A 24782-nucleotide genomic window follows, 5' to 3' on the forward strand; every position below is an offset into this window, starting at 1 on the left:
CGCCGGCCGGCCCTCACCGGTCGGCCAGGTCCAGCCAGGCCGACTCGCCGGGCTCGACGGTGACGGTCCGGTCGGGCAGCACCAGGCGCACGGGGGCCTCGGCCGACCCGGGCAGGCTGACTCGCATGCCGTCCGAGCGCATCCGCACCCCCACCCCCCAGTGGTGCCGGTAGCGGATGGTGAAGCCGAACTCCGAGAGTTCCGGGAGCGGCGCGGGATCCATCCGCAGGGCGCCCCCGCGGGTCTCCAGACCGGTCAGCCCGCGCTGGACGAGGTCCAGCGTCCCGGCCATGGCGCCCAGGTGGATGCCCTCGGCCGTCGTACCGCCCTGGATGTCGGCGATGTCGCTGACCAGCGCCTCCTGCACGTAGCGCCAGGCTTCGGGGCGCCGCACCCGGGCCAGCACCCACCCGTGGACCAGGGAGCTGAGGGTGGAGCCGTGGCTGGTGCGGTGCAGGTAGTGGTCGACCGTGCGCCGCCACAGCTCGTCGTCGAGGGTGTAGCCGAGCCGCTCGAACAGGTCCGCCAGTTCGGCGGGCTGGAACAGGTAGCCGAGCATCAGCGCGTCGGCCTGCTTGGATGCCTGGTAGCGGTTGACGGTGTCGCCCTCGGCCTCCAGGATCCGGTCCAGCCGGCGGATGTCCCCGTACCTGCGGCGGTAGCCCTCCCAGTCCAGCTCGGCCAGCTCCCCGTAGCCGTCGAACTGGCTGATGACGCCCGCGTGGAAGGGCACCCGCAGCCGCCGGGAGACGTCGTCCCAGCGTTCCAGCGTCTCCCCGTCCAGGCCGAGTTTCAGGCACAGCTCCTCGCACAGCGGTTCGGGGACGGTCCGGATCGTCTCCAGGGCCCGGCCGAGCACCCAGGCGGCGGTGACGTTGGTGTAGGCGTTGTCGTCCAGGCCGGGCCGCTCCCTGTCCGGGTAGGCCTCGTGGTACTCGTCGGGGCCGACCACGCCGAGGATGCGGTAGCGCCCCAGGTCCGCGTCGTACCGCGCGGCGCTCGCCCAGAACTGGGCGATCCGCAGCAGCGTCTCGGCGCCCCGGGTGTGCATGAAGTCGGTGTCGCCGCTGGCCTGCCAGTACTGCCAGATGTTGTAGGCGATCGCCGAGCCCACGTGGTGCTGGAGGCGGGAGTGGTCGGGCAGCCAGCGGCCCGAACGCGGGTTCAGGTGCAGCGTCTGGGTCTCCTCGCGCCCGTCGCTGCCGCTCTGCCAGGGGAACATCGCGCCCTCGTAGCCGTTGTCCTCCGCGGCCCGGACGGCCTCGGGCAGCCGCCGGTGCCGGTAGGCCAGCAGGGCCCGGGAGACCTCCGGGAAGTGGACGTTGAGGTAGGGCAGCACGAACAGCTCGTCCCAGAAGACGTGCCCCCGGTACGCCTCCCCGTGCAGCCCGCGCGCCGGGACCCCCACGTCCAGGTCGGTGATGTGCGGCGAGAGCGTCTGCATGACGTGGAAGAGGTGGACCCGCAGGATGTGGCCCGCCTCGCCCGGCACCTCCAGCTCGGCGTGCCGCCACAGCTCCTCCCAGGCGGCGCGGTGCGCGTCGAGCAGGTCGGGGAAGCCGGGCGCGTGGCCGATGTCCTCCAGCGCGGCGTGCAGCGGCTCGCTGACCGCGATGTCGTGCGAGGTGTGCAGGGACACGGTCTTGACGACGGTGACCGACCGCCCGGGCCGGACGGCGACGGTCAGCCGCCGCGCGGGCCGCACCCCGCTCAGGTCGGTGCGCGCCGAGACGGCCTCGCCGCTCTCCAGGCGGGTGCGGGCGGCCAGGGCGACGCCGATCTCCGAGTTCGTGGTGCGGCAGCGCACCCAGACGGTGTCCGGCGCCGTCGATCCGGTGCTGTGACCGGTCAGGTGGCGGCCGTTCAGGGCCCGGTAGCGCTCCACGCCCTCGTTGGCGACGCCGCCGTCGAGAGCGGAGTCGACCTCCAGCGTGCCGTTCCAGTTCTCCGCCGTGAAGACGGTGCGCAGCGCGGCCAGGTGCGGCTGCCCCATGTGGACCAGCCGGTGCTGCTCGACGCGCAGCCGCCGGCCGGCGGCGTCCTCCAGGCGCAGGGTCCGGGCCAGGACGCCGTGCCTGAGGTCCAGCCGCTGCCGGTAGGCCAGCAGCCCGCCGCCGTCGGGGGTCCACCAGGAGGGGGCGGATCCGTCCCCGAGGCCGCTCACGGGACTGACCGCGGGGCCGCCGGGGGCGCCGTCGGGGCCGCCGTCGAGGATCCGGAAGCGCAGGGGCAGCCAGTTGGGCAGGTTGACCATGTCCTCGTTCTCGACGTCCCTGGCCGCGCCGCCCTCGCCTCCCTCCACGGTGGACACCAGCCGGTTGTAGCAGCCCGCCACGTACGTGCCCGGGTAGTGGGGTCCTCCGGCGTCCGCCTCGGGAGCCGCGCCCCGGGTCGCGAAGTAGCCGTTGCCCAGGGTGCACAGGGCCTCGCGCAGCCGCTCCTCCATCGGCTCGTAGCCCTCGTAGGCCCATTCCCAGCGATCCACGGTCCCCTCCGCCACTGTCAGCCCTCCTCGTCGTGCCGGCCGGCGCGGGGACCGGGCGGCAGCAGTTCGGCCAGGTCGGCCACGACCACGTCGGCCCCGTGGTCGCGCAGGTCCCGCGCGCTGGTGGGGCCGGCCGTCCGGTCCACCCCGACGACCAGTCCGAAGCCGCCCCGGCGGCCCGCCTCGACACCGGCGAGCGCGTCCTCGACGACGGCCGCCTGCCCCGGAGGCACCCCCAGGCGCCGGACGGCCTCCAGGAACACCGCGGGGTCCGGTTTGCCGGGCAGCTCCAGCCGGGCCGCCTCGTGGCCGTCCACCACGGCGTCGAACACCTCCGGCACCCCGGCGCCCGAGAGCAGTTCCCTGGCGTGCCGGGAGGCGGATATCACCGCCATGGGCACCCCTTCGCGGCGCAGGACCCGCAGCAGCCGCAGCGTGCCGGGCCAGGCCTCGACGCCGCCCTGCCGCAGCGCGGCGGTGAACAGCCGCTCCTTGCGGGCGGCGACGGCCCGGACGGTGCCGTTGCCGGGCGGGTCGTCCGGCTCGCCGGGCGGCAGGTCGAGGCCCCTCGACGCGAGGAAGGCGGCGGCGCCGTCCAGCCGGGGCCTGCCGTCGACGTACCGCCGGTAGTCCTCCTGGACGTCGAACGGGCGGAACCGGTCCCGCGGCTCCTCCTCCGGCACTCCGCCGCCGCGTTCGCGCCACTCGCGCAGGCAGTCGTCGAAGGCCTCCTTCCAGGCCGCGGCGTGGACCCGGGCGGAGTCGGTGATCACCCCGTCGGTGTCGAACACCACGGCCCTCAGGCCGTGCAGGCGGTGCGCCGGCGCGGCGTCCTCCTCCGGGTCCCGGGCTGCGGCTGCGGCAGGCGGCATGATCACTCCGTCCGGTGGGGGTCGTCGGGGCGGTCCGGGTCAGATGTGCTCCGGTACGAGGGCCACGGGGCAGTCGGCGTGGTGGATGACGGTGTGGTCGACCACCCCCAGCTGGAGGCCGAGGCGGCCCTGCCGGCGGTGGGCGCCGACCACCAGCAGGTCCGCCCGGCGCGACTCCTCCAGCAGCACCGCGCGGGTGGAGCCCTCCACGGCGTGCAGGTGCAGGTCGATCCCGGAGTACTCCCGCGCCGCGGCCCGCAGGGCGCCGTCCAGGTGGTCCATCGCCTCCCGGTGGCGGGCGCCGGTCGGGCTGCCCTGGAGCAGCAGATGGTTCTCCGCCGTGCGGACGGGCCGGCGCCAGGTCCGTACGGCGTGCAGCCGGCAGTGCCGGGCGGCGGCCTCGCGGAAGGCGAAGTGGGCGGCGGGCGAGCCGTCCACCCTGTCCCCGACGCCCAGGACGATCCGGCCGTGGCCGCCGGTGCGGGCGGTCTCCCCGCCGCGCACGACGACCACCGGGCAGTCGGCCCGGCCGGCCGCCTCCAGCCCCACCGAACCCAGCAGCAGGCCCGCGATCCCGCCCCGGCCCCGTGAGCCGACGACGAGGGCGAGCGCGTTGCGGCCGGCGTGGACCAGCGCGGTTCCGGGCTCCTCGTCGAGGACGACGGTGGTCACCCGTACGCCGGGGGCGCGCAGGCGGACGCGCTCCGCCGCGGCGGACATCAGCTCCTCCGGCTCCGGGGCGCCCTCCCCGCGGTCCTCGGCGCCGTGGACCAGACACAGCGGTACCGAGTGCCGGACCGCCGCGTCCGCGGCCCAGTCCACCGCGAGCAGGCTGGGCCCGGATCCGTCGACGCCCACCAGCAGGGGGAGCTCCACCGCCGCCACCTCCTTGTCCCGGCCTCCTGCGGTCCCCCGGTCCCGGGCCGCCCGCTCCGGCCGGCGGGCCGCGGGTTCACCCGCCGGTTCCTGGGAACGGTGACCCGCATACGGACCGGTGAAACCCGCGGCGAGCGGTTCTCGGCCGCCCGTCCCGCGGCACGCCCCCCGGCGCGGCGGGGTGTCCGCACACCGGCCCGGCCGAGGCGAGGGAGGCGCGGCATGCGGGTGTCCGCAGGGTCCGGGTGGCGGCGCGGTGCGCTCGCGGTGGCGGCGGGCGCGCTGCCCGCCCTGTCCTTCCCGGCCCCGTCGCTGTGGTGGTGGGCCTACGCCGCGCTGGTCCCGTGGCTGCTGCTGCTGCGTACGGCGCGGAGCGGGGGGCGTGCCGCCGTGGAGGGCTGGCTGGGCGGGACCGGTTTCCTGCTGGCCACCCATCACTGGCTGGCGCCGAGCCTGCACGTCTTCGTCGTGGTGGTGGCGGCCCTGATGGGGCTGCTGTGGGCCCCCTGGGGGTGGCTGGTGCGGCGGCTGCTGGCCGGTTCGCCCGCGCCGGGCCGGGCGGTGGCGGCGGTGGTGCTGGTGCCCTCGGCGTGGCTGGTGGTCGAGCTGGTGCGCTCCTGGGAGTACCTGGGCGGGCCGTGGGCTCTGCTGGGGGCGAGCCAGTGGCAGGTGCCGCCCGCGCTCCGGCTGGCCTCGCTGGGCGGGGTGTGGCTGGTCACCCTGTGGGTGGTGGCGGCGAACACCGCGCTGGCGGCACTGGTCGCGGTGCCCGGCGCGCGGCGGGCCGCCGCGGCCGCGGCGGCGGTGTGCGTGCTGGTCCCGGCCGCGGCCTGGGCGTGGGCGCCGCTGCCGCGGCCGTCGGGCACGGTCCGCGTCGCGGTGGTGCAGCCCGGTGTGGTCGCCGGGGCCGATGCGCGCTTCGACGCCGGCGAGCGGCTGACCCGCGGCCTGGCGGGCCGGGAGGTGGATCTGGTGGTGTGGGGCGAGAGCAGCGTCGGCTACGACCTGGACGAGCGCCCGGACCTGAGCGAGCGGCTGGCGGCGCTGTCCGCGCGGGTCGGGGCGCCGCTGCTGGTGAACGTGGACGCCCGGCGCCCGGGCGGGCCGGGGATCTTCAAGAGCTCGGTGGCGGTGGGCCCGCGGGGGCCCACCGGGGAGCGCTACGACAAGATGCGGCTGGTGCCGTTCGGCGAGTACGTGCCGGCCCGTTCCCTGCTGGGCTGGGCGACGGCGGTGGGCAGGGCGGCCGAGGAGGACCGCAGGCGCGGGGACGCGCCGGTGGTGATGGAGAGCGCCGGGGTGCGCACCGGCCCGCTGGTGTGCTTCGAGTCGGCCTTCCCCGACACCGGCCGGGTGCTGGCGCGCGGCGGCGCCGAGCTGCTCGTCGCCCAGTCGGCGACCTCCACCTTCCAGGACAGCTGGGCGCCGTCCCAGCACGCCTCCCTGGCGGCGCTGCGGGCCGCGGAGAGCGGGCGGCCGATGGTGCACGCCACGCTGACGGGGGTGAGCGCGGTGCACGGCCCGCGCGGCGAGCCGGTGGGCGGGCGGCTGGGCACCGAGCGGAGCGGGGCCGCCGTCTACGAGGTGCCGCTCGCCTCGGGCACCACCGCCTACGTCCGGTTCGGCGACTGGGCCGTAGCCGCCGCGCTGGGTTCGCTGCTGTCGGCGGCGGCCGTGGCGGCGGCGCGCCGGCTCCGGCACGGGCGGTCCCGGAACGGAGGGCGGGGGAAGCGGCGGCCCGGGGCGCGGAGGGCCGCTACCCGGCCTGCTCCAGCGCGGCGATGACGACCCGTTCGCACAGCTCGTGGGTGCGCAGGGCGTCCTCGGCGTCCAGGTGCCGCCCGGTGCGCACGGCGTCGAGGAAGGCCAGGGTGATCTGCTCGATGCCGCGCTGGCGGGCCACCGGCACCCAGTCCCCGCGGCGGCGGATGCTGGGCTGACCCCTGTGGTCGACTACCTCGGCGAGGTTGAACACCTGGCGCCTGGTGTCCCGCCCGGAGACCTCCAGGACCTCCTCCGCGCTGCCGCTCATCCGGTTCATGACGCCGATCGCGGTGAAGCCGTCGCCCGACATCTGGAGCACCACGTGGTGCAGGAGCCCGTCCCTGACCCGGGCGCGGACGTCGATGTGCCCGGCCGGCCCGGGCAGCAGGAAGCGGAGGGTGTCGACGACGTGGACGAAGTCGTCGTAGACCACCTCGCGCGGGTCGGCCGCCAGCCCGATGCGGTTCTTCTGCATCAGGATCAGGTCGCGCGGGTGCTCCAGGCACTGGGCGTAGCCGGGTGCGTGGCGGCGGTTGAAGCCGACGGCGAGCGGGACGCGCCGCTCACCGGCCAGGCGCACCAGGCGCTCGGACTCGGCCAGGGTGTAGGCGAGCGGCTTGTCGACGTAGGTGGGTACCCCGGCCTCCAGCAGCCGGGCGACGATCGCGGGGTGCGCTGCCGTCGGGGCGTGGACGAACGCGGCGTCGGGGCCGGCCGCGATCAGCCCGTCGAGGTCCGCGTGCCGCTGCGGGCCGGGAATCCGGTGGGCCTCGCCCGTCCGCTCCAGGGTGGCGCGGGTGCGGGTGTGCAGATGGAGTTCCAGTCCCGGCCGGGCGGTGAGCACCGGCAGGTACGCCTTCTGCGCGATGTCGCCGAGCCCGATCACTCCGACCCTCACGGGACCCCCTTGGTTTCGCCGTCGTCCGGTGCCGTCCGGTGCCTCCCGGGGCGCGACCGCCGCGCCGCCGCCCGTGTTCCCCGCGGACCGGCAGCATACGCGGCGCGCGGCGGCTTCCGGACGGCGCGTGCCCTCGACGGCCGTGCGGTGCGGCGGGGACGGTGCTCCCCAGCCCGGTGTGCCGGGCGGGGGAGGCGCTCCGGCAGGCCCCGCCACCGGTCACACGGGCCCCGTCGGGCACAGCGGTTGCGAGGAGCCGCAGAAGGCCACTCGCGTCACTCCTGCGGGGAGTTCCCGATGGTCGATCGGCGCGGGAGAGTTGGCCGGGTGCGAGATGTGCGAAGCGCCCTGCTGCTGGCCGGCGCCGCCCTGGCGGCCGTCTCGGGGTGCGTCACGGTGGCGGGCGGCCAGCGGCCGGAGGAGGGCGGACCGCCGGCCCCTCCCGCCGGCCCCGCCCTGCCCCGGCAGGACACCGGACCGCCAGGGACCCCCGGGCCGCCACGGACCCCCGGGCCGCCACGCGAGACCCTCGCCAGGGTGGAGGAGGGCCCGGAGCGGCCCGGCACCCCCTCTCCGCCCCGGTACGGTCCGCCGTCCGCGTCGGCCCCCGCCTTCCCGCCCGCCACGCGCCCGGCTCCCCGCCCGCCGCGGCGCGAACGCCTCCCCTCCGGCCCCGCCCGCCCGGAGCGCACCTCCGGCAGTCCCCCCGGCGGCTCCTCCCGGTGGCCCGGCACGGATGTGTGCGGGCTCGGGGAGGCGTACGGCGGCTGGGCCGCGGACGGCGAACCGGCGCGGACCTGCCGGCAGGTCTACGGGGACTGATACGGCGGCTCGCCGGTGGCCGCCAGCCGCCGCGACAGCCTCTCGATGGCGGCCCTGACGCCCGTGCCGTACGCGTCGTCGGGCAGTTCCCCCACGGCTCCGCGGGCCCGGGCCAGCTCGCGCCGGGCGGCGGCGTGGTCGCCGAGCCCGGCGTGGCCTGCGGCCAGGCTCAGATGGAGCGCGGGGAGCAGGGCCCGTACGGCCGCCCGGTCCCCGGCCGGGGCCTTCGCGGCGGCCAGCGCGCGCCGGTCCCACTCGAGTCCGGCCACGGGGTCGTCCTGGGTGCCGGCCAGGTAGTGGGCGATGGCGCAGCGGTGGAAGGGGTCCCCGTCCGCGGCCGTCTCCTCCCACAGGTCCGCCAGCCGGTTGCGCGCCTCCTCCCGGTCCCCGCCCCGGTGCAGGATGACCGCCTGGCCGATCCTGGTCGGCAGCGGCTCGCCCGCCGCGCTCCCCTCCTCCCCCGCCGCTCCGGTCTCCTGCCGATGCTCCGCCACGGGCTCTCCTGTGTGGTGGTGTCGGTGCCGGCGGCGCGGGCGTCCTTCCCGCGCCGTCCTCCGACGCTAGCCGCCCTCGGCGGCCGCGGCGCTCAGGCGCTCTCACCGCTGCCCCGTCCGTACCTGCGTGCCAGCGTCTCCACCTCCCGGGCCACCGCCGCGCGCAGCCCGGCCGGGCCGAGCACCTCGGCCTCCGCCCCGAGCCGGAGCAGGTCGCCCACCGCCACGGGGGTGCTCTCCACGGGGAGGAGCACCCTCGACCAGCCGTCCTCGTCCGGCCCGTCCGCCTCCCGGGCCGCCCGCGCGCCCACCGCGCCGAAGAGCATGGGCAGCAGCCGCAGGCCGCGCGGGGAGAGCCGCAGCTGCGCCTCGTCCCGCAGGCGGCCGGTCTCCAGACGGCCGGCGACCTCGGCCCAGTGCGCCGCGAGGTCGAAGCCGGCCGGCCGCTCGAAGCGCTCGCCCGGCGCCTCGAGGGCGAGGATGCGCGAGACCCGGTAGGTGCGCGGGTCCTCCCGCGGGCGGGACCCGCCGCCGTCGCCGTCCGGGCCGTGGGCGGACCGGGCGACGAGGTACCAGATGCCGCCCTTGAGGACGAGCCCGAGCGGATGCAGCTCGCGGCGCACCTCGCCCTTCCAGCGGCGGTAGTGGACGCGCAGCGTCCGCTGTTCCCAGACGGCCTCGGCCACGCGCGCCAGGTGCGGTACGGGGTCGGCGTCCCGGAACCAGGCCGGGGCGTCGAGGTGGAAGCGCTCGGAGACGCGCCGGGTGCGCTCGGCGAGCTGTGCGGGGAGCGCGGCGCGCAGCTTGAGCTGCGCGGTCGCCAGTTCGGCGCCCAGCCCCAGCTCGGCCGCGGCCCTTGGCATCCCGGCGAGCCACAGGGAGTCGGCCTCCTCTCCGGTGAGGCCGGTCAGCCGGGTGCGGTAGCCCTCCATCAGGCGGTAGCCGCCCTCCGGTCCCCGTTCGGCGGTCAGCGGCACGCCGGAGGCGATGAGCGCCTCGGCGTCGCGGTAGACGGTGCGGACGGAGACCTCCAGCTCGGCGGCGAGTTCCGGTGCGGTCATCCGGCCCCGGTTCTGGAGCAGCAGGAGCATCTGCAGAAGGCGGTCGGCGCGCATGGCGGCAGTCTGCCGTCCGTACCTGACAGGAGATGTCAGGTACGGACGGGACAGTGGTGGCGGCCGGCGCGGGAAGGGCCCGCGCCACCGCATGTGAGGAGCCCCATGACCACGCACACCACCGGCAGCTTCACCTTCGCCGACTGGCAGGAGAAGGTCATCGCCGAGGCCGGCGGCGGCGGTGGTGGCGGCGGCGGCCCGAAACTGGCCTCCGCCGTCGTCACCAACCACTTCACCGGCGGCATCGTGGCCACCGGGACCTCGTGCGCATACACCATCGCCTACACCACGGGAGAACCCGGCTCCGCCGGCAGCTTCACCGGCCACGAGCTGGTCTCCGGCACCGTCGACGGACGCGCGGGCTCCTTCGTGCTCGCCGAGCGCGGCACCTTCGACGAGAAGGGCACCGTGCACTGCGTCTTCGAGGTGGTGCCCGGGTCGGCCACCGGCGAGCTGGCCGGGCTGCGGGGGACGGGCGGCTTCACCGCCGTGCACGGCGAGCCGTCCGTCGCCTACACCTTCGACTACGGTCTGGGCTGAGCCGGTCCGGGCGGCCTGCCCGGGCCGTCCGGGAGGCGGCTCAGGAGCCGAGGTTGGGGATGCACCAGTCGATCGGCGTGTGCCCCTGCGCCGCGATCGCCTCGTCGATCTGGCTGAAGGGGCGTGATCCGAAGAACTTCTTCGCCGACAGCGGCGAGGGGTGTGCGCCCTGGACCACCGTGTGCCGCTCGGTGTCGATCAGCGGCAGCTTCTTCTTCGCGTAGTTGCCCCACAGCACGAAGACGGCCGGGTCGGGGCGGGCGCCCACGGCGTGGATCACCGCGTCCGTGAACTTCTCCCAGCCCTTGCCCTTGTGGGAGTTGGCCTCCCCGGCCCGGACCGTCAGCACCGCGTTGAGCAGGAGTACGCCCTGCTTCGCCCACGGCATCAGATAGCCGTTGTCCGGGACGGGGCAGCCCAGGTCCGCCTGCAGCTCCTTGTAGATGTTCCGCAGGGACGGCGGGATCCGCACCCCGGGCCGCACCGAGAACGCCAGCCCGTGGCCCTGCCCCTCGCCGTGGTACGGGTCCTGCCCGAGGACGAGCACCTTGACCCGGTCGTACGGGGTGGCGTCCAGCGCCGCGAAGACCTCTTCGCGGGGCGGGTAGACCGGCCCGCGCGCCCGCTCCCCCTCGACGAACTCGGCGAGCTCCTTGAAATAGGGCTTCTCCAGCTCGTCGCCGAGGACCTTCTGCCAGGACTCGGGCAGCATGGCGTTCACGTGAGACAGACCTCCGGTGTCGGTTCCGCGCGCCTCACCCGGGCGCGTACCCAGAACGTACCGGTGACCGCCGACAACCGCGCCGCGCGGGCGGTCGCCGGCGGCCGCCTCAGGTCACCAGCTCTTCTTCCGGTCGAGCTCCCACAGCCGCATGATCGTCGAGGAGTCGATGCTCCACTCCACACCGGCGATGTCCTTGTGCGCGACGATGTAGAGCTTGCCCTGCCACAGGGGCAGCAGCCGTACGTCCTCGGCCAGGATCTTCTGCGCCTGTGTGAAGGCGGTGCTGGCCGCGCCCCGGTCGCTCTCCTTGCGGGACTTGGGCAGCAGCGTGCCGGTCAGGAGCTTGTGCTCGTACGGCGTGCCCAGGGCGTTCTCCTTGCCGACGAACGGCGAGATGTAGTTGTCCGCGTCCGGGAAGTCGGGGAACCAGCCGCGGCCGAACACCGGGTACTTCTCCTCGGTGATGCCTTCCTGGAACTCGCGCCACTCGCGGCCCTCCAGGGTGATGTCGAACAGCCCGGACGCCTCCAGCTGCCGCTCGATCTCGGCGAACTCCTCGGCGGTCGTCGCGCCGTAGCGGTCGGTGGTGTACCAGAGGGTCAGCTTCACCTTCCCCTGGATCCCGGCCTGGCTGAGCGTGGTGCGGGCCTCCTCCACGCTGGGCTCGCCGTACTCCTCGTAGAAGGCGCTGGTGTGGCCGGTGATCCCGCCGGGGACCATGGAGTACAGCGGGGCGGCGGTGCGCTTGTAGACGTTGCGGACCAGTGCCTTGCGGTCGATGACCTGGGCGACCGCCCTGCGGACGGCGGGTTCGGCGACCGACTCGTGGTGCGGGTTGAACACCAGGTAGCGGATCTCGGTGCCGTAGACCTCGTTGAGCTTGATGTCCGGGTGGTCGCTGCGGTTCTTCCCGAAGTCGTCGATCTGCTCCGGGGTCAGGCCGCGGTAGGTGAGGTCGACCTCGCCGCTCTTGAGCTGCTCGACCATCTTGGCCGAGTCCTTGAAGTAGCGGACGGTCACGGCGTTGTTCTTGACCTCCGCCGAGCCCTTGTACTTCTGGTTCCTGACCAGCTCGGCCCGCTCGTCCTCCTTGTAGCCGTCGAGCAGGTACGGTCCGGAGCCGCTGATCTTGTCCGACTCCAGCAGCCGGTCGGCCGGGTAGGCGGCGGGGTCGACGATGGACGCGGCGGGGGTGGCGAGGACCAGCGGGAAGGTCGCGTCCGGCCGCTTGAGGTGGAATATGATCGTCCGCTCGCCGGACGTCTCGATGCGGTCGATGCTCTGCAGCAGCTGGGCGGGGCCGGTGGGCGCCTTGATCTCCAGGGTGCGCTCGATGGAGTACTTGACCGCCTCCGCGTCCAGCACGTTGCCGTTGGAGAACGTCAGGCCCTTCTTCAGGACGCACCGGTAGACGCTGCTGACGGTGTCGGTGAAACCGCAGCGCTGGGCGGCGTCGGGCTCCGGGGTGCCGCTGGAGCTCGGGAAGTGCAGCAGGGTCTGGTAGATGTTCCGGTACAGCTCCCACGAACCGTCCCAGGCGCCGGCCGGGTCGAGGACGCTCGGCGTGCTCGTGGTGCCGACCACGATCGCCTCCTCGCTCCCGTCGTCACCGAGCAGCGAGCCGCATCCGGCGAGCAGGGTCGCTGTCACCAGCACGACTGCGCCCTTCAGAGGCTTGTTCTGGCTGAACACTTGCACGCTCCTCGGTCGGCGATGCCACTTATGCCACTACTGCCTGGGTTGCTGTGGGGGGATCCATCGGCTGACGGGACGGAGCGCGCGCCACGGTGCGGAGCGCGTGCCACCACACGTACGGCAGGGTCTCAACGGGCCTGTCGTGCCGAGGACGTGGCAGACCTTACCGCAGCATATGACGGGGCTGACAGGCTTCTGGACCGGGCAAGATCAGGACTTCGTCCGGCGGGGGCCCGGGCGGTCGCGCAGAGTGCGGGAGCCGTGTCAGGGCGCGGACCGGCGCGCGCCGTGGCGGTGCGCGGAGGCCCCGGGGTCACTCGACCCCGGCGTTGAGGAAGATCCCGCCGTCGACCACGAGGGTCTGGCCGGTGATCCAGCCGGAGTCGTCGGAGGTGAGGAAGGCAGCCGCTCCGCCGATGTCCTCGGGGGTGCCCAGCCGCCCCATCGGGTAGCGCCTGGCCACCTCCTCCTCGCGCCCCTCGTAGAGCGCGGCGGCGAACTTCGTCTTCACCACGGCCGGGGCGATGGCGTTGACCCGCACGCCCGGCGACAGCTCGTGGGCGAGCTGGAGGGTGAGGTTGACCATCGCGGCCTTGCTGATGCCGTAGGCGCCGATGAAGGGCGAGGCGGACAGCCCGGCGACGGAGGCGATGTTGACGACGGTGCCGCCGTGTTCCTTCTGCCAGGCCGCCCAGGTGCGCTGGGCGAACCCGAGCGCGGAGAGGACGTTGGTGTCGAAGACCTTGCGGGCGACGTTCAGGTCCAGTTCCGCGATGGGCCCGAAGACCGGGTTGGTGCCCGCGTTGTTGACCAGGTGGTCGACGCGGCCGAACGCCTCCATGGTGCGTTCGACGGCCTCCGCCTGGTGGGCCTCGTCGTGGGCCTTCCCGGCGACGCCGATGGCCCGGTCCGCGCCGAGCCGCCTCACCGCCTCCGCGAGGGCGTCCTCGTTGCGGCCGGTGATGCACACCCGGTCACCGCGGGCCACGAGCGCCTCGGCGATGCCGTAGCCGATGCCGCGGCTCGCTCCGGTGATCAGGGCGACCCTGCCGCTGTCCTGCACTGCCATGAGCTCTTCTTCCGTTCCGTCGTTTGCGGTGCGGCCGTCGGCGGCCGTCAGTCGAGCGGGCCGCCGGCCACGTACAGCACCTGGCCGGAGACGAAACCGGCCTCCTCGCCGGTGAAGAACGCGATGGCGTTCGCGATGTCCTCGGGCCTGCCCACGCGCTGGACGGGGATCTGGGAGGCGGCGGCCTTCTGGAAGTCCTCGAAGCCCATGCCGACGCGGGCGGCGGTGGCTGCGGTCATGTCGGTGACGATGAAGCCGGGGGCCACGGCGTTGGCGGTGATGCCGAACTTGCCCAGTTCCTTGGCGAGGGTCTTGGTGAAGCCCTGCAGGCCGGCCTTGGCGGCGGCGTAGTTGGCCTGGCCCCGGTTGCCGAGGGCGGAGCTGGAGGAGAGGTTGACGATCCGGCCGAAGCCGGCGTCGACCATGTGCTTCTGGCAGGCCCGGGACATCAGGAAGGCACCGCGCAGGTGCACGTTCATGACGGTGTCCCAGTCGGAGTCGCTCATCTTGAACAGCAGGTTGTCGCGGAGCACACCGGCGTTGTTGACCAGGACGGTCGGTGCGCCCAGCTCGTCGGCGACCCGCGCGACGGCGGCCTCCACCTGCTCGGTGTCCGACACGTCGCAGCCGACCGCCAGCGCCCTGCCGCCCGCCGCGGCGATCTTCTCCACGACGTCCGCGCAGGCGGACTCGTCCAGGTCGAGCACGGCGACGGCCCGGCCCTCGGCGGCGAGCCGGACGGCGGTGGCGGCGCCGATCCCCCGGGCTCCGCCCGTGACGATCGCGACACGCTGCTCGGTGGTGGGCATGCTGGTTCTCCTCGCACTCGAATGGGTGAGCAACCGCTTAGTACCTTCGGCAGACGTGACGCTAGAAGCACGGACACGCTGTGTCAACGGCCACAGGCGCGGTGAGGCCCAGCCCACGTCCGGGCCTCTGCGCCTCCCCGGCATGCCGAGCACCGGGGGCTTCCGGTGCGCCCCTCAGCGCACCAGTACCTCCAGCAGCCGCTCGGTCTCCGCCTCGGGGTCGGCGGTCAGCCCGGTGTGCACCGGCCCCGGCTGGAGGACGGTGGAGCGGGGGGCCACCAGCCACCGGAAGCGCCGCCCGGCGTCGTCGGCCGCGGCCTGCCCGGCCTCCGCCCCGCCGCGGCACAGGCACTCCACCGCGTGCAGGGCCGCCCGCACCCCCTCGACGTCGGCGTGCGGATCGAGCGCCCGCAGCCGTCCGACGTCCAGATGGGTGCGGGCCGCGACGAAGGACCGGGCACGGCAGTAGACGACGACCCCGGCGTTGATCATCTCACCGCGCTCCACCCGGGGGACGACGCGCAGCACGGCGTACTCGAAGACGTCGCGTCCGCTGTACCGCCCGCTCACCGCGCGCCTCCGCCCTTCTTCAGCCCGCTGACGGCGTCCGCCCAGTCCTTCAGCCAGCCCGGAGCCCGGGAGGGCCCGTCCTGGCTCGGGGCGCCGAGGGTGATCCGCTCGTGGACCGTACCGGCCCGGGCGGCCAGCACCTCGGCATAGGCGCGGCGCAGCGCCTCCGGAGTGTCGAAGCCGGGCTCGTCCGCCAGCCACTCGTCGGGGATGTCGGCCGCGCACTCGGCCAGCAGTTCCTCGGTCACCCGCGGCGCCAGTTCGGCGGCAGCCGAGGCGATGTCCGGTCCCATGGGCGCCAGGGCGTGGTCGGAGGCGTCGTACGGCTTGTCGGCCGCCCTGGCCGCGGTGGCCCAGTTGTGGTGCCAGATCAGGCTGGCACCGTGGTCGATGAGCCACAGGTCGCCGTGCCAGACCAGCATGTTGGGGTTGCGCCAGGAGCGGTCGACGTTGCCCGTCAGGGCGTCGAACCACACCACGCGCCCGGCCTCCTCCCCGCTCACCCGGTAGGCGAGCGGGTCGAAGCCCATCGAGCCGGGCAGGAAGTCCATCCCCAGGTTCAGTCCGCCACTGGCCTTGAGCAGCTCCTGCACCTCCTGGTCGGGCTCGCCCAGGCCGATCACCGGATCCAGCCGGACGCGCACCAGATCGGGCACGCGCAGGCCCAGCCGCTGGGCGAGCCGCCCGCACAGCACTTCGGCCACCAGGGTCTTGCGGCCCTGCCCTGCTCCGGTGAACTTCACGACATAGGTGCCCAGGTCGTCGGCCTCGACGATGCCGGGCAGCGAGCCGCCCTCGCGCAGGGGCGTCACGTAGCGCGTGGCGGTGACTTCGGGAAGCATTTTCACAGGCTATCGGAAGCCCCGGCCTTGCAATCCACGGCCGCCTCCGGCGAATACAACCCGAGGACGCCGGCGCGATCATCCCTGGGGAGAATCCGGGGAGTTCCGGCCAGTGCCCGGCTTCCCCTGCCTGTCCGGCAGTGGCGCACACACCGGTACGGCGATCGGGAACTCCCGCCGGCACCAGCACCCATGCGACCGCGCCGCTCCCCGTCACCTTCGGAGCACTGGACCGAAAATTCTCCACAGACTGCAATTCTGCGTGATCAAGCGTTTCCGGGGGGCGTCAGGACGAAACAGGAGAGAGCCTTCAGGACCCAGGAGAGGTTCTTGGACGCGTCGGCCGACGAATTCTCGCGGCACGGCTACGCGGGGGCCGACCCGCAACGCATCGCAGCCCACGCCGGCATGACCGAGGGCGCCCTGTACGCCCACTTCCCGTCCAAGAACACCCTCGCCGCCGTGTTCACTTCCGATTTCGACCAGATACGGCGCGAACTGCCGCAGGGGATGGGCGACAGCGACCCGCCGCTGACGAACCCGCACCGCGTCACGGCCGGCTTCATGCATCGCATGCGCACGGACATCCGCTTCCGCGCCGGCCTCCGCCTCGTCTGCGAGGAGGCGTGCACCCGGGGAAGGTCCCGGCGGTGATAGCCGACCTGTCGGCCGTGCCGCCGACCCGGATCATCGGCGAGGCCCGGGACCGGGAGGAGCCGACCGCCGCGCGGAGTCCGGAGCTGATCAGCTTCACCGGTCCTGTCGCTGATCTTCGGTACGTACTGCACGACGCCGCCGGACGGCCCCGGCCCGAACGTGAGGGGAACCCACCCGCAGGGCGGCGGCGCCACCGCGCACCCACCGTGAGCTTCCGGTCGCGGTGACCGGCCTGTTCTACCGCCGGATCGCGGCCATCGCGGACTCCGTCGAGGACTTGGGGCTCCCGCCGGTCAGCTCCGTCGTCGAGCTCCTGATCCGGACGGCCGTGGCCCTCCGCGACGAGACCGTGCTCCGGGCCGGGGCGCGTCTGCGGTTGGAGCGGCAACTGATCGGCGTCCGGCTCCCGGTCCCGTACGAGGCGTACACGGATCCGGTCACCTCCCGGCCGGCGAGGAAGGAGAGGACGGGCCCGCGGGACGGCTCCCCCTCCTCCACCACGCTCGCCACCGTCCTGGTGTCCGCCTTCTCCGGCGCGCAGCGGTCCAGGGCTGCGGGGCGCCCTCACCCGGCTCCGTCGGTCGGCCAGCCGAGTGCCGTACACGCGTGGCGCACCGCCTCCTCCGCGGTCAGCCGCGCACCGCGCTCGAACGCCTGCGTGAAGGCGGGCTCGCCCAGGGTCTCCCGGGCCGCCGCCGCGATGCGGTCGACATCGCCGCGCTCGGCGGGCGGCAGCGGAGCTCCCGGGCCGCGCCGCGCCGCGTTCGCCGCCCCGAGCAGCACGGCCGCGCACGCGGCAGGCCGCCCGTCCCCGTTCCCGTGACCGAGCAGCGCCGCCGCCCCCGCGAGGCCTTCCAGGGAGAGGGCCAGAGCGCGGGGCTCGCCCAGGGAACGGGCGATGTCCAGGCCACGCAGGTGACAGGCGACGGACCGGTCCGCGTCACCGCGGAGTTCGGCCACGAAGCCGAGTTCGGCGAGGAGCAGGTGGTCGCCCGCCTCCGAGGACACGTCCGCGTAGCCGTCGCGGATGCGCTTCAGGTGCGCCTCGGCTCCGTCGAGGTCGCCGGAGCGGCGCGCGCCGAGTGCGAGGCCCATCTCCGAATGGATCTCGCCGTACTTGTAGCCCTGTTCCACGGCGATGCGGCGTGCCCGCTCATGCAGATCGCGGGCCCGCTCCCAGTCGCGGGCCAGCAGCGCGAGCCGGCCGAGCCCGGACAGCCGGGCCGACACCTCCGTCTCCAGGCCCAGTTCCCGTGCTATCCCCAGCCCTTCACGCTGACGACGTGCCGCGTCGTCGTAGTCGCCCTTGATCTCGGCGAGCGCGGCGAGCGGCGAGACGGTCTGCAACTCCCCCCAGCGGTCTCCCAGTTCGCGGAAGAGTTCGGCGCTGCGCAGGCCGTCGCGGCCGAGTCCCGCGAGGTCGCCGCGGATCAGCGCGAGTGTCGCCCGCATGCCGAGGGCGGCGGCGGTCCCCCATCGGTCGCCTGCTGCGGTGAAGAGGCCGAGGGCGCGCGCGTTCAGTCTGTCGCCGGCGGCGGCTTCGCCCGCGCTGAACATCCCGTACGCGCACAGCCACAGGGCGCGGGCACTGCGCACGGGGTCGGGGACGGCGTCGGCGGCCGCGTCGAGGTCCGCCGCGGTTCGGTCGCCGGTGAGCAGCGCGAACGCGGCGTGCAGCAGAACGGGTTCCGGCGCGTTGCCCCCGGCGGCGGCCAGAACGGCCGCCAGGCTGCGGCGGGCCTCGGTGAAGCGGCCGCACAGCAGCCACCACCAGGACAGGGCGGTGGCGAGCCTCACCGCCTCGGCGGCCCGTCCCCCGGCCGCTCGGCGGATCCCCTCGTCGAGTGCCGCGCGTAGGTTGCCGGCTTCGGCGTCCAGACGTGCGAGCCAGGTCCGCTGGTCCGCGCCTCGCAGCCCGGGCTCGGCACGCTCGGCGAGTGCGAGGTAGTAGCGCAGATGGCGGTCGCGTACGGCGGTGAGGTCCTCCATCTCGTGCAGCCGCTCCGCCGCGTACGCGGTGACGGACTCCAGCAACCGGTAGCGGGGCCCGGTGGAGCCGTCCACGACGACCACCAGTGACCGGTCGACCAACCGCGTCACCAGGTCGAGTACTTCCTCACGGGCGACGCCGTCACCCGCGCACGTCGCCTCGGCGGCTTCCAGGTCGCAGCCGTCGCTGTGCACCGCGAGGCGGCGCAGGACGATCCGCTCGGGTGCGCTGAGCAGCTCCCAGCTCCAGTCGATCATGGCCCGCAGGGTCTGCTGGCGGGCGGGCGCGCCCCGCTGCCGGGAGGTCAGCACCCGGAACCGGTCGCCGAGGCGGGCCGCCAGTTCCCGCACTCCCAGAGCGCGCACGCGGGTGGCGGCGAGTTCGAGGGCGAGCGGGATGCCGTCGAGGCGGCGGCAGATCTCGGCGACGGCCTCCTGGTCGGACGCCTCCCGGTCGAGGCGGAAACCGGGGGTGGACGCGGCGGCCCGTTCGGCGAACAGGCGTACGGCGTCGGCGGTCCGCAGGGGCTCGACCAGGAACACGGCCTCTCCGGCCAGGCCGAGCGGCTCCTGGCTGGTGGCCAGCACGCGCAGGCCGGGCGCGGTGCGCAGCAGCAGCTCGGCCAGTTCGGCGGCGGCATCGACGACATGCTCGCAGTTGTCCAGGACGAGCAGGACTCGGCGGTCCCGCAGGGCGGCGGCGAGGCGCTGCGCGGGGGGCCGCTCCCCGGCACCAGTCCCGCTGCCCGGCAGCGCGGAGGGGGCGTCCTCCCGGATGCCGAGGGTGGCGGCGACGACCTGGGCGAGGTCTGCGGAGGTTCCGGCGCGAACGCCGGCGAACTCCACGAGCCAGACGCCGTCGGGGTGCCCGCCGGCCGTGGCGTCAGCCGCCGTGGCGGCCGCCGCCACGGCCAGGCGGGTCTTGCCGACGCCGCCGGGCCCGGTGAGGGTCACCAGGCGCGCGGCGCCCAGGAGCCGGGAGAGCCGGGCGAGTGCCTGGTCCCGGCCGATGAGGGGGGTGAGGGGGACGGGCAGGTTCGAGTCGGGACCCGCTGCGGGCGGTGGCGCGGCCGGCCCGGAAGCCGTCCCGGCCCGGACGGGGTCCGGCGCGGACGGCACCGGGGAGAGCGGATCCCGGTGGAGCACCGGGTCCTGGCGGAGCACCGCCCGGTGCAGCGCGCCGATTTCGGGTCCGGGATCGACGCCCAGTTCGCCGACCAGACGGGCTCGCAGGTCCTCGTACGACGCCAGTGCCTCGCTCTGGCGGCCCGCGAGGTAGAGAGCCCGTATCTGGACGGCGCGCAGGCGCTCCCTCAGCGGGTACCGGGCCACCAGGTCGGCCAGCTCCCCCGCGAGGAGCACATGGTCTCCCGCCGCCAGTCGCGCCTCGGCCTGCTCCTCCAGAACGGACAGCCTCTGCTCGGTGAGGCGGTGCGCGGGCCCTCGCGCGAACTCCTCGTCCGCGAAGTCCGCGTACGCGGGCCCCCGCCACAGGCCGAGGGCCTCGGTGAGCAGCGCGGCCCGTGCGCGGGGATCGCGTACGGTCCCGGCCTCGGCCACGAGGGCCCGGAAGCGGTCGGCGTCCACCTCGTCGGCAGCCGGGTCGAGCCTCAGCCGGTAGCCCGGCCCCTCCCGCACCACGCGGTCCCGGCCCAGGACGCGGCGCAGTTGGGAGACCTTGGCCTGGAGGGCTCCCGCCGGCTTGCCCGGCGGTCCGTCGCCCCACAGGTCGTGGACGAGGCGGTCCGCGGACACCGGATCCCCACCGTGCGCGAGCAGGTCCGCCAGCAGCGTCCGGACCTTGGCCTCGGGAACCCTGATCGCCTTCCCCTCGCCGTCCCACACCGCGAGTGGCCCGAGTAACCCAAACCGCATGTGGGCAACGGTACATGTCCGGTCCGCGCCGCGCGCCCGCGTACCCCGGCCCTCCCGCACCCGTCGCACCCGCCCCTCCGGGGAAGGCCGTCAGCGGACCGTCAGCGGCTCCGAAGCCCGTCCGAAGCGCCTTCGCGCACAGTCTTGTCCGCCGGATGACGTGGCGCCCCCGGAAGTACAGGGCGCCGGAAGGGAGCGGCGGGCATGACCAGGTACGCGGGGAGAAGGGCGGTCGTCGCCGGCCAGGCCACCGGTATCGACCTGGCCATCGCCAAGCGTCTCGTGGAGGAGGGCGCGGAGGCGCTGCTGACCGCCCGCACTCCTCGGGAACGCGTACGCGGGCGTCGAACCGGGTTCCGCCACCCGGGTCGTCGCCCCGGCCGCCGTCGAGCACGGCCCCTGGCCGGCCGGCCACGGCGTCGACTTCGTGTTCGCCGACGCCGTGGCCACGGCGCGCCCGCTGCTGCCGTATCTCAGGGACGGCGGCAGGGTCGTGCTCACCACCCCCGCCGCCGTGCACGAGCTCGCCGCCGAGCTCGCCTCCCGCGGCATCCGCGTCAACGCGGTGGCACCGAGCCGCATCGAGGCATCGGTGGACGGTAACGCGCCGCTGCCGCCGCTCGGCCGTCTCGGTTCCACCGAGGAAGTGGCCCGCGCCGCGCTGTTCCCGGCGACGGACGCGACGTTCACGACCGGCGTCCGGCTCCCCGTCGACGGCGGCCTCGGCGACCCGTGACCGCACTCCGCTTCAGCAGACGTCCACGTTCCCCGAGACCCGGAGCACATCACATGAGCACCTCACCCGAGATCGCGGATCCCCCCGGCCCAGGCACCCGTGCCGCGCCGCCTGCCGGCGGCGGGGGCGAGGAGCGGGAGAAGCTGCCTCTCCTCGCCCTGCTGGCCCTGTCCACCGCCGTCTTCATCACCAGCCTCACCGAGACCCTTCCCGCCGGTCTCCTCCCCGCGATGAGCGAGGGCCTGAACGTCAGGGAGTCGGCGGCCGGGCAGACCGTCACGATCTACGCGATCGGCACCGTTCTGACCGCGATCCCCCTGAGCGCGGCCACAGCGGGCTGGCGGCGCAAGCGGCTGCTGCTGACGTCGATGGCGGGCTTCGCCGCCGCCAACACCGTCACGGCCCTTTCGCCGGTCTACAGTCTGACGATGGTGGCGCGGTTCGTCGCGGGCGTCGCCGCCGGTCTGGCCTGGGCCCTGCTCGTCGGGTACGCCAGGCGCATGGCGCCCGTCCGCCTGCAGGGCAGGGCCGTCGCCATCGCCATGGCGGGCATCCCGGTGGCGCTCTCCCTCGGTGTGCCTGCCGGAACCTTCCTCGGCTCGGCGCTCGGCTGGCGCGCGGCGTTCCTGTCGATGACGGCCCTCACGGTGCTGCTGCTGCTGTGGATCTCCATGGGCGTGCCCGACCATCCGGGGCAGGCGCGCGGTGAGCGGCCGAAGATGCTGGGGGCGCTGCGCGTCCCCGGGGTGTCCCCGGTGCTGTTCGTCGTCCTCGTCTTCGTCCTGGCCCACACCATTCTGTACGCCTACATCGCCACGTTCGTCAACGACCTGGGCATGGGCGACGACACCGATCTGGTCCTGCTGGTCTTCGGCGGCGCCTCGCTGGTCAGCATCTGGATCGTCGGGGCGCAGATCCACCACCGGCTGCGCTCGCTGACGGTCACCAGCGTCCTGCTGGTCGCCGTGGCCGCCGCGCTGCTCGCGGTCGTCGCCGACAACGCGGTCCTCGTGTACCTCGCCTCCGCCCTGTGGGGCCTGGGCTGGGGCGGCGTGCCCACACTGCTGCAGACGGCCGCCGGCGACGCCGGCGGCAAGGCCGCCGACGCGGCGCAGGCGATGCTGGTGACGCTGTGGAACGTCGCCATGGCGGGCGGCGGCATCGTCGGCGGCGTCCTGCTCGACGTGATCGGCAGCGAGTCCTTCCCCTGGGCCGTGATGCTGCTCCTGGCACCGGTGCTCGCGGTCGTCCTCATGGCGCACAAGCACGGCTTCCCCGCCAAGCGGCCCGGCGCGTAGGGCGGGCCCCGGACCCCGGTCGGCCCGGCCCGGGGCCGTCGGCCGGGGTCCCCTCCCGGACGGAGACGGGTCCGCACGGAGACCGGGTCCGCGCCGGCTTCCCGGGCGGCCCTCTTCCGCGTCACCCGCGCCGACGCCGACGGCGCCCCGCACTATGCGGGCCACACCTCCGGCAACGGTCTGTGCGACATCGGCATGCACCGCAAGGGCCCCGGTCACAACCCGTACCGCAAGCTGTGCGACACCGCCATGGCGCCCTGGCTGTTCCCGGGGGAGCCGCCGCAGCCGGTGACCGGCCGGGGCACCATCGAGCGGGACGGTGCGGCCGCCTGGGAGGGGAACTCCGGTTGCGGCGGCGACGCCCATGAGCCGCCGGGGGCGACGACCGGGGAGGACGCCAGGATGCCGCGCCGGGAACCTCTCACGGTCCGGGCTCCGGACGGGCCCTCCCCGTCTCCGCCCCTCCCTGCGAGCACTCCCGTGTCCCGGGGCGTCCGCACTCCTCCCGGTCACCGTGCTAAGGATTTCCCCGTGACCGCCTCCGGCTTCCCGCGGCAGTTCGCCCGCACCCGCCGCTTCTCTCTCGGTGCCCCCCGGCAGCCCGCGGTGTCGCCGGACGGTGCGCGGGTGCTGTTCGTCCGCACCGGGGGCGGGGACGACCCCGTCGGACGGCTGTGGCTGTGGGAGGACGGTGAGGAGCGGTTGCTGGCCGCCCCGCACGGCGCGGACGACGGCGCGCGCCCGGTCCCGCCCGAGGAGCGGACGCGGCGCGAACGGGCCCGCGAGCGGTCCACGGGCGTGGTGGCGTACGCGGCCGACAGGGAGCTGCGGCGTGCGGTGTACGCGCTCGGCGGGGCGCTGTGGGCGGTGGACACCGGCGGCGGCGCGCCGTTCCCGGTGCCGGCGGCCGGCCCCGTGGTGGATCCCCGGCCCTCCCCGGACGGGGAACTGATCGCCTACGTCACCGGCGGTGCGCTGCACGTCGTCGGCTTCGGCGACGGCGGCGACCGGTGTCTGGCCGCCCCCGAGGGCCCTCGGGTGACGTACGGGCGGACCGATCATGTGTCGGCCGAGTCGATGGGGCGGCTGCGCGGCCACTGGTGGGCGCCCGACGGCCGGGCCCTGCTGGCGGCCCGGGTGGACACCTCGGCGGTGCGGCGGCGGTGGGTCTGCGACCCGGCGCGTCCCGAACTCCCGCCGCGTCCCATGGCCTATCCGGCCGCGGGCACGCCCAACGCCGACGTCTCCCTGCATCTGCTCTCCCTCGACGGCGGCCGCACCGAGGTCGTCTGGGACCGCGCGGCCTTCGAGTACGTGGTGGCCGCCGACTGGGACGCCCACGGCCCGCTGGTCACCGTGCAGAGCCGCGACCAGCGCGTGCTGCGGGTCCTGGCGGCCGATCCGGCCACGGGCGCCACCCGCGTCCTGCACGAGCAGCGCGACCGGCACTGGGTGGAGCTGGTGCCGGGCGCGCCGTGCCGCACCGGATCGGGGCTGCTGGTGAGGGCCGAGGAGTCGGCCGGCACCCGGCGGCTGCGCGTCGGCGACACGCTCACCCCGGCGGGTCTCCAGGTCACCGGGGTGCTGGGCGCGGAGGGCGAGGAGGTGCTGTTCACCGGGTGCGAGGACCCGGTCGAGGAGCATGTGTGGGTCATGGGGCCGGGGTCGGGCTGCCGCCGCGTCAGCGACGGTCCCGGGGTGCACTCGGCCGCCGCGGCCGGCGGCACCGTGGTGCTCGACAGCCTGGCCCCGGACGGGCACACGGTCACCGTCCGGCGCGGCGGGACGGTGGTGGGATGGATCGCCTCCCTGGCCGAGGAGCCCGTCGTGACACCCCGTCCCCTCTTCCTCGTGCACGGCGGCCGGCGGTTGCGCAGCGCGCTGTTCCTGCCCTCGGGGTACGACCCGCGGGCGCCGGACGCCCGCCCTCTGCCCATCCTGCTCAGCCCCTACTCCGGGCCGGGGATGCGGCTGGTGGTGCGGGCCCGGACGTGGTGGGCGTGCGTGGCCCAGTGGTTCGCCGAGCAGGGCTTCGCCGTACTGGTCACCGACGGGCGCGGTACCCCGGGGCGGGGGCCGGTGTGGGAGAAGGAGATCCGCGGCGACCAGCTCACCCCCGTGCTGGAAGACCAGATCGACGCCCTGCGAGCGGCGGTGGCCGAGCATCCGTGCCTGGACCCGGGCCGGGTGGCGATCCGCGGCTGGTCCTTCGGGGGCACGCTCGCCGCCGCGGCCGTGCTGCGCCACCCGGAGGTCTTCCACGCCGCGGTCGCCGGAGCGGCCCCCACCGACCAGCGGCTGTACGACACGCACTGGAAGGAGCGCTACCTGGGCCATCCGGAGCGGGAGCCGGAGAACTACGAGCGCTCCTCGCTGCTGCGCGACGCCCACCGGCTGCGCCGTCCGCTGCTGCTGGTGCACGGCACCACCGACGACAACGTGGCCTTCGCGCACACGTTGCGGCTGTCCGCGGCGCTGCTGGCCGCCGGGCGCGAGCACTCGGTGCTGCCGCTGTCCGGCGCGGGGCACGGCGGCGGCGACGGAACGGCCGCCGAACGGCTGCTCGGTTTCGAGCTCGACTTCCTGCGCGACGCGCTCGGGTTCGGCCCCGCGCCCGGGCCCGGACGGCGGTTCCGGGAGGACGCCTGAGCG

At 74.9% G+C, this 24782-nt stretch carries 22 protein-coding genes; 7 read left to right on the top strand and 15 right to left on the bottom strand.

Going from position 1 to position 24782, the window contains the following annotated elements:
• Positions 1-13 precede the first annotated feature (13 nt).
• The 3 genes from QPK52_RS01705 to QPK52_RS01715 are packed head-to-tail and all read right to left on the bottom strand — an operon-like array spanning position 14 to position 4233.
• Positions 14-2485, bottom strand: a complete 2472-nt coding sequence (locus tag QPK52_RS01705) for a glycoside hydrolase family 65 protein (RefSeq protein ID WP_410535087.1) — start codon at positions 2483-2485, stop codon at positions 14-16.
• 17 nt (positions 2486-2502) lie between these two features.
• Positions 2503-3357 carry an HAD family hydrolase gene (locus QPK52_RS01710; RefSeq protein ID WP_410535089.1) on the bottom strand — a complete coding sequence of 285 codons (855 nt, stop codon included), beginning with the start codon at positions 3355-3357 and terminating at the stop codon, positions 2503-2505.
• A 39-nt stretch (positions 3358-3396) separates the two neighbouring features.
• On the bottom strand, positions 3397-4233 hold the full coding sequence (locus QPK52_RS01715; RefSeq protein WP_410535090.1) for a universal stress protein: 837 nt from the start codon (positions 4231-4233) through the stop codon (positions 3397-3399).
• A 222-nt stretch (positions 4234-4455) separates the two neighbouring features.
• Between QPK52_RS01715 and lnt the strand changes: the two genes are divergently transcribed.
• The gene (lnt, locus tag QPK52_RS01720) at positions 4456-6018 is read left to right on the top strand and encodes an apolipoprotein N-acyltransferase (RefSeq protein ID WP_410535091.1); all 1563 of its coding nucleotides are present in this window, start codon (positions 4456-4458) and stop codon (positions 6016-6018) included.
• Here lnt and QPK52_RS01725 read toward each other — a convergent pair.
• Positions 5990-6895, bottom strand: coding sequence for a Gfo/Idh/MocA family protein (locus tag QPK52_RS01725; RefSeq protein WP_410535092.1), 906 nt, complete (start codon positions 6893-6895; stop codon positions 5990-5992). The two genes, lnt and QPK52_RS01725, sit on opposite strands and share 29 nt — an antisense overlap.
• A 327-nt stretch (positions 6896-7222) precedes the next feature.
• Between QPK52_RS01725 and QPK52_RS01730 the strand changes: the two genes are divergently transcribed.
• Positions 7223-7717 (top strand): hypothetical protein, encoded by a 495-nt coding sequence (locus tag QPK52_RS01730; RefSeq protein WP_410535093.1) that lies wholly within the window; start codon positions 7223-7225, stop codon positions 7715-7717.
• Here the strand turns inward: QPK52_RS01730 and QPK52_RS01735 are convergent.
• A complete protein-coding gene (locus QPK52_RS01735; RefSeq protein WP_410535094.1) occupies positions 7705-8211 on the bottom strand; it encodes a hypothetical protein in 507 nt (168 codons plus the stop codon). The two genes, QPK52_RS01730 and QPK52_RS01735, sit on opposite strands and share 13 nt — an antisense overlap.
• Positions 8212-8303: 92 nt before the next feature.
• Positions 8304-9326, bottom strand: coding sequence for a helix-turn-helix transcriptional regulator (locus QPK52_RS01740; RefSeq protein WP_410535095.1), 1023 nt, complete (start codon positions 9324-9326; stop codon positions 8304-8306).
• Between the two features lie 105 nt (positions 9327-9431).
• Here QPK52_RS01740 and QPK52_RS01745 point away from each other — a divergent pair, with 105 nt between their 5' ends.
• Positions 9432-9866: a DUF3224 domain-containing protein gene (locus QPK52_RS01745; RefSeq protein ID WP_410535097.1), complete on the top strand. Its 435-nt coding sequence runs from the start codon at positions 9432-9434 to the stop codon at positions 9864-9866.
• A 40-nt stretch (positions 9867-9906) separates the two neighbouring features.
• Here QPK52_RS01745 and QPK52_RS01750 read toward each other — a convergent pair whose 3' ends face one another.
• The 6 genes from QPK52_RS01750 to QPK52_RS01775 all read right to left on the bottom strand — a co-directional run bounded on the left by QPK52_RS01750 (position 9907) and on the right by QPK52_RS01775 (position 15575).
• On the bottom strand, positions 9907-10578 hold the full coding sequence (locus QPK52_RS01750) for a uracil-DNA glycosylase (protein ID WP_410540157.1): 672 nt from the start codon (positions 10576-10578) through the stop codon (positions 9907-9909).
• A gap of 123 nt (positions 10579-10701) precedes the next feature.
• Entirely contained in the window at positions 10702-12282 is a 1581-nt protein-coding gene (locus tag QPK52_RS01755; RefSeq protein ID WP_410535098.1) for an ABC transporter substrate-binding protein, read from the bottom strand.
• A gap of 316 nt (positions 12283-12598) precedes the next feature.
• A complete protein-coding gene (locus tag QPK52_RS01760) occupies positions 12599-13354 on the bottom strand; it encodes an SDR family oxidoreductase (protein ID WP_410535100.1) in 756 nt (251 codons plus the stop codon).
• 47 nt (positions 13355-13401) lie between these two features.
• Positions 13402-14163 carry a 3-oxoacyl-ACP reductase FabG gene (gene fabG / locus QPK52_RS01765; protein ID WP_410535102.1) on the bottom strand — a complete coding sequence of 254 codons (762 nt, stop codon included), beginning with the start codon at positions 14161-14163 and terminating at the stop codon, positions 13402-13404.
• Positions 14164-14337: 174 nt separating this feature from the next.
• Complete coding sequence (locus QPK52_RS01770; RefSeq protein WP_093658453.1) at positions 14338-14733, bottom strand: DUF3037 domain-containing protein; 396 nt, start codon at positions 14731-14733, stop codon at positions 14338-14340.
• The gene (locus tag QPK52_RS01775; RefSeq protein WP_410535103.1) at positions 14730-15575 is read right to left on the bottom strand and encodes a HipA family kinase; all 846 of its coding nucleotides are present in this window, start codon (positions 15573-15575) and stop codon (positions 14730-14732) included. Before QPK52_RS01775 ends, QPK52_RS01770 begins: the two co-directional genes overlap by 4 nt.
• Before the next feature lie 330 nt (positions 15576-15905).
• On the opposite strand from QPK52_RS01775, the gene QPK52_RS01780 reads away from it, so the two are divergent.
• Positions 15906-16229 (top strand): TetR family transcriptional regulator, encoded by a 324-nt coding sequence (locus tag QPK52_RS01780; protein ID WP_410535105.1) that lies wholly within the window; start codon positions 15906-15908, stop codon positions 16227-16229.
• A gap of 240 nt (positions 16230-16469) precedes the next feature.
• Here the strand turns inward: QPK52_RS01780 and QPK52_RS01785 are convergent, their stop codons facing one another.
• Together QPK52_RS01785 and QPK52_RS01790 are read right to left on the bottom strand one after the other, a co-directional pair.
• A complete protein-coding gene (locus tag QPK52_RS01785) occupies positions 16470-16742 on the bottom strand; it encodes a hypothetical protein (protein ID WP_410535106.1) in 273 nt (90 codons plus the stop codon).
• A gap of 54 nt (positions 16743-16796) precedes the next feature.
• Complete coding sequence (locus QPK52_RS01790; RefSeq protein ID WP_410535107.1) at positions 16797-20096, bottom strand: BTAD domain-containing putative transcriptional regulator; 3300 nt, start codon at positions 20094-20096, stop codon at positions 16797-16799.
• Between the two features lie 427 nt (positions 20097-20523).
• On the opposite strand from QPK52_RS01790, the gene QPK52_RS01795 reads away from it, so the two are divergent.
• On the top strand, positions 20524-20832 hold the full coding sequence (locus QPK52_RS01795) for an SDR family oxidoreductase (RefSeq protein WP_410535108.1): 309 nt from the start codon (positions 20524-20526) through the stop codon (positions 20830-20832).
• Between the two features lie 53 nt (positions 20833-20885).
• The gene (locus QPK52_RS01800; protein ID WP_410535109.1) at positions 20886-22130 is read left to right on the top strand and encodes an MFS transporter; all 1245 of its coding nucleotides are present in this window, start codon (positions 20886-20888) and stop codon (positions 22128-22130) included.
• 215 nt (positions 22131-22345) lie between these two features.
• Here QPK52_RS01800 and QPK52_RS01805 read toward each other — a convergent pair whose 3' ends face one another.
• Positions 22346-22555, bottom strand: a complete 210-nt coding sequence (locus QPK52_RS01805; protein ID WP_410540491.1) for a hypothetical protein — start codon at positions 22553-22555, stop codon at positions 22346-22348.
• Here QPK52_RS01805 and QPK52_RS01810 point away from each other — a divergent pair.
• Entirely contained in the window at positions 22533-24779 is a 2247-nt protein-coding gene (locus QPK52_RS01810; RefSeq protein ID WP_410540158.1) for a prolyl oligopeptidase family serine peptidase, read from the top strand. The two genes, QPK52_RS01805 and QPK52_RS01810, sit on opposite strands and share 23 nt — an antisense overlap.
• The last annotated feature ends 3 nt before the right edge of the window (positions 24780-24782 follow it).

Source organism: Streptomyces sp. KL2 (genome assembly GCF_046529545.1).
GTDB classification, from domain to species: Bacteria; Actinomycetota; Actinomycetes; order Streptomycetales; family Streptomycetaceae; genus Streptomyces; species Streptomyces radiopugnans.

What these genes read in the sequence shown, in the direction of transcription:
- QPK52_RS01710 (WP_410535089.1), bottom strand. Translation starts at nt 3,357, where the DNA reads ATGCCGCCTGCCGCAGCCGCAGCCCGGGACCCGGAGGAGGACGCCGCG.
- lnt (WP_410535091.1), top strand. Translation starts at nt 4,456, where the DNA reads ATGCGGGTGTCCGCAGGGTCCGGGTGGCGGCGCGGTGCGCTCGCGGTG.
- QPK52_RS01740 (WP_410535095.1), bottom strand. Translation starts at nt 9,326, where the DNA reads ATGCGCGCCGACCGCCTTCTGCAGATGCTCCTGCTGCTCCAGAACCGG.
- QPK52_RS01745 (WP_410535097.1), top strand. Translation starts at nt 9,432, where the DNA reads ATGACCACGCACACCACCGGCAGCTTCACCTTCGCCGACTGGCAGGAG.
- QPK52_RS01750 (WP_410540157.1), bottom strand. Translation starts at nt 10,578, where the DNA reads ATGCTGCCCGAGTCCTGGCAGAAGGTCCTCGGCGACGAGCTGGAGAAG.
- QPK52_RS01760 (WP_410535100.1), bottom strand. Translation starts at nt 13,354, where the DNA reads ATGGCAGTGCAGGACAGCGGCAGGGTCGCCCTGATCACCGGAGCGAGC.
- fabG (WP_410535102.1), bottom strand. Translation starts at nt 14,163, where the DNA reads ATGCCCACCACCGAGCAGCGTGTCGCGATCGTCACGGGCGGAGCCCGG.
- QPK52_RS01775 (WP_410535103.1), bottom strand. Translation starts at nt 15,575, where the DNA reads ATGCTTCCCGAAGTCACCGCCACGCGCTACGTGACGCCCCTGCGCGAG.
- QPK52_RS01790 (WP_410535107.1), bottom strand. Translation starts at nt 20,096, where the DNA reads ATGCGGTTTGGGTTACTCGGGCCACTCGCGGTGTGGGACGGCGAGGGG.
- QPK52_RS01800 (WP_410535109.1), top strand. Translation starts at nt 20,886, where the DNA reads ATGAGCACCTCACCCGAGATCGCGGATCCCCCCGGCCCAGGCACCCGT.
- QPK52_RS01810 (WP_410540158.1), top strand. Translation starts at nt 22,533, where the DNA reads ATGCCGCGCCGGGAACCTCTCACGGTCCGGGCTCCGGACGGGCCCTCC.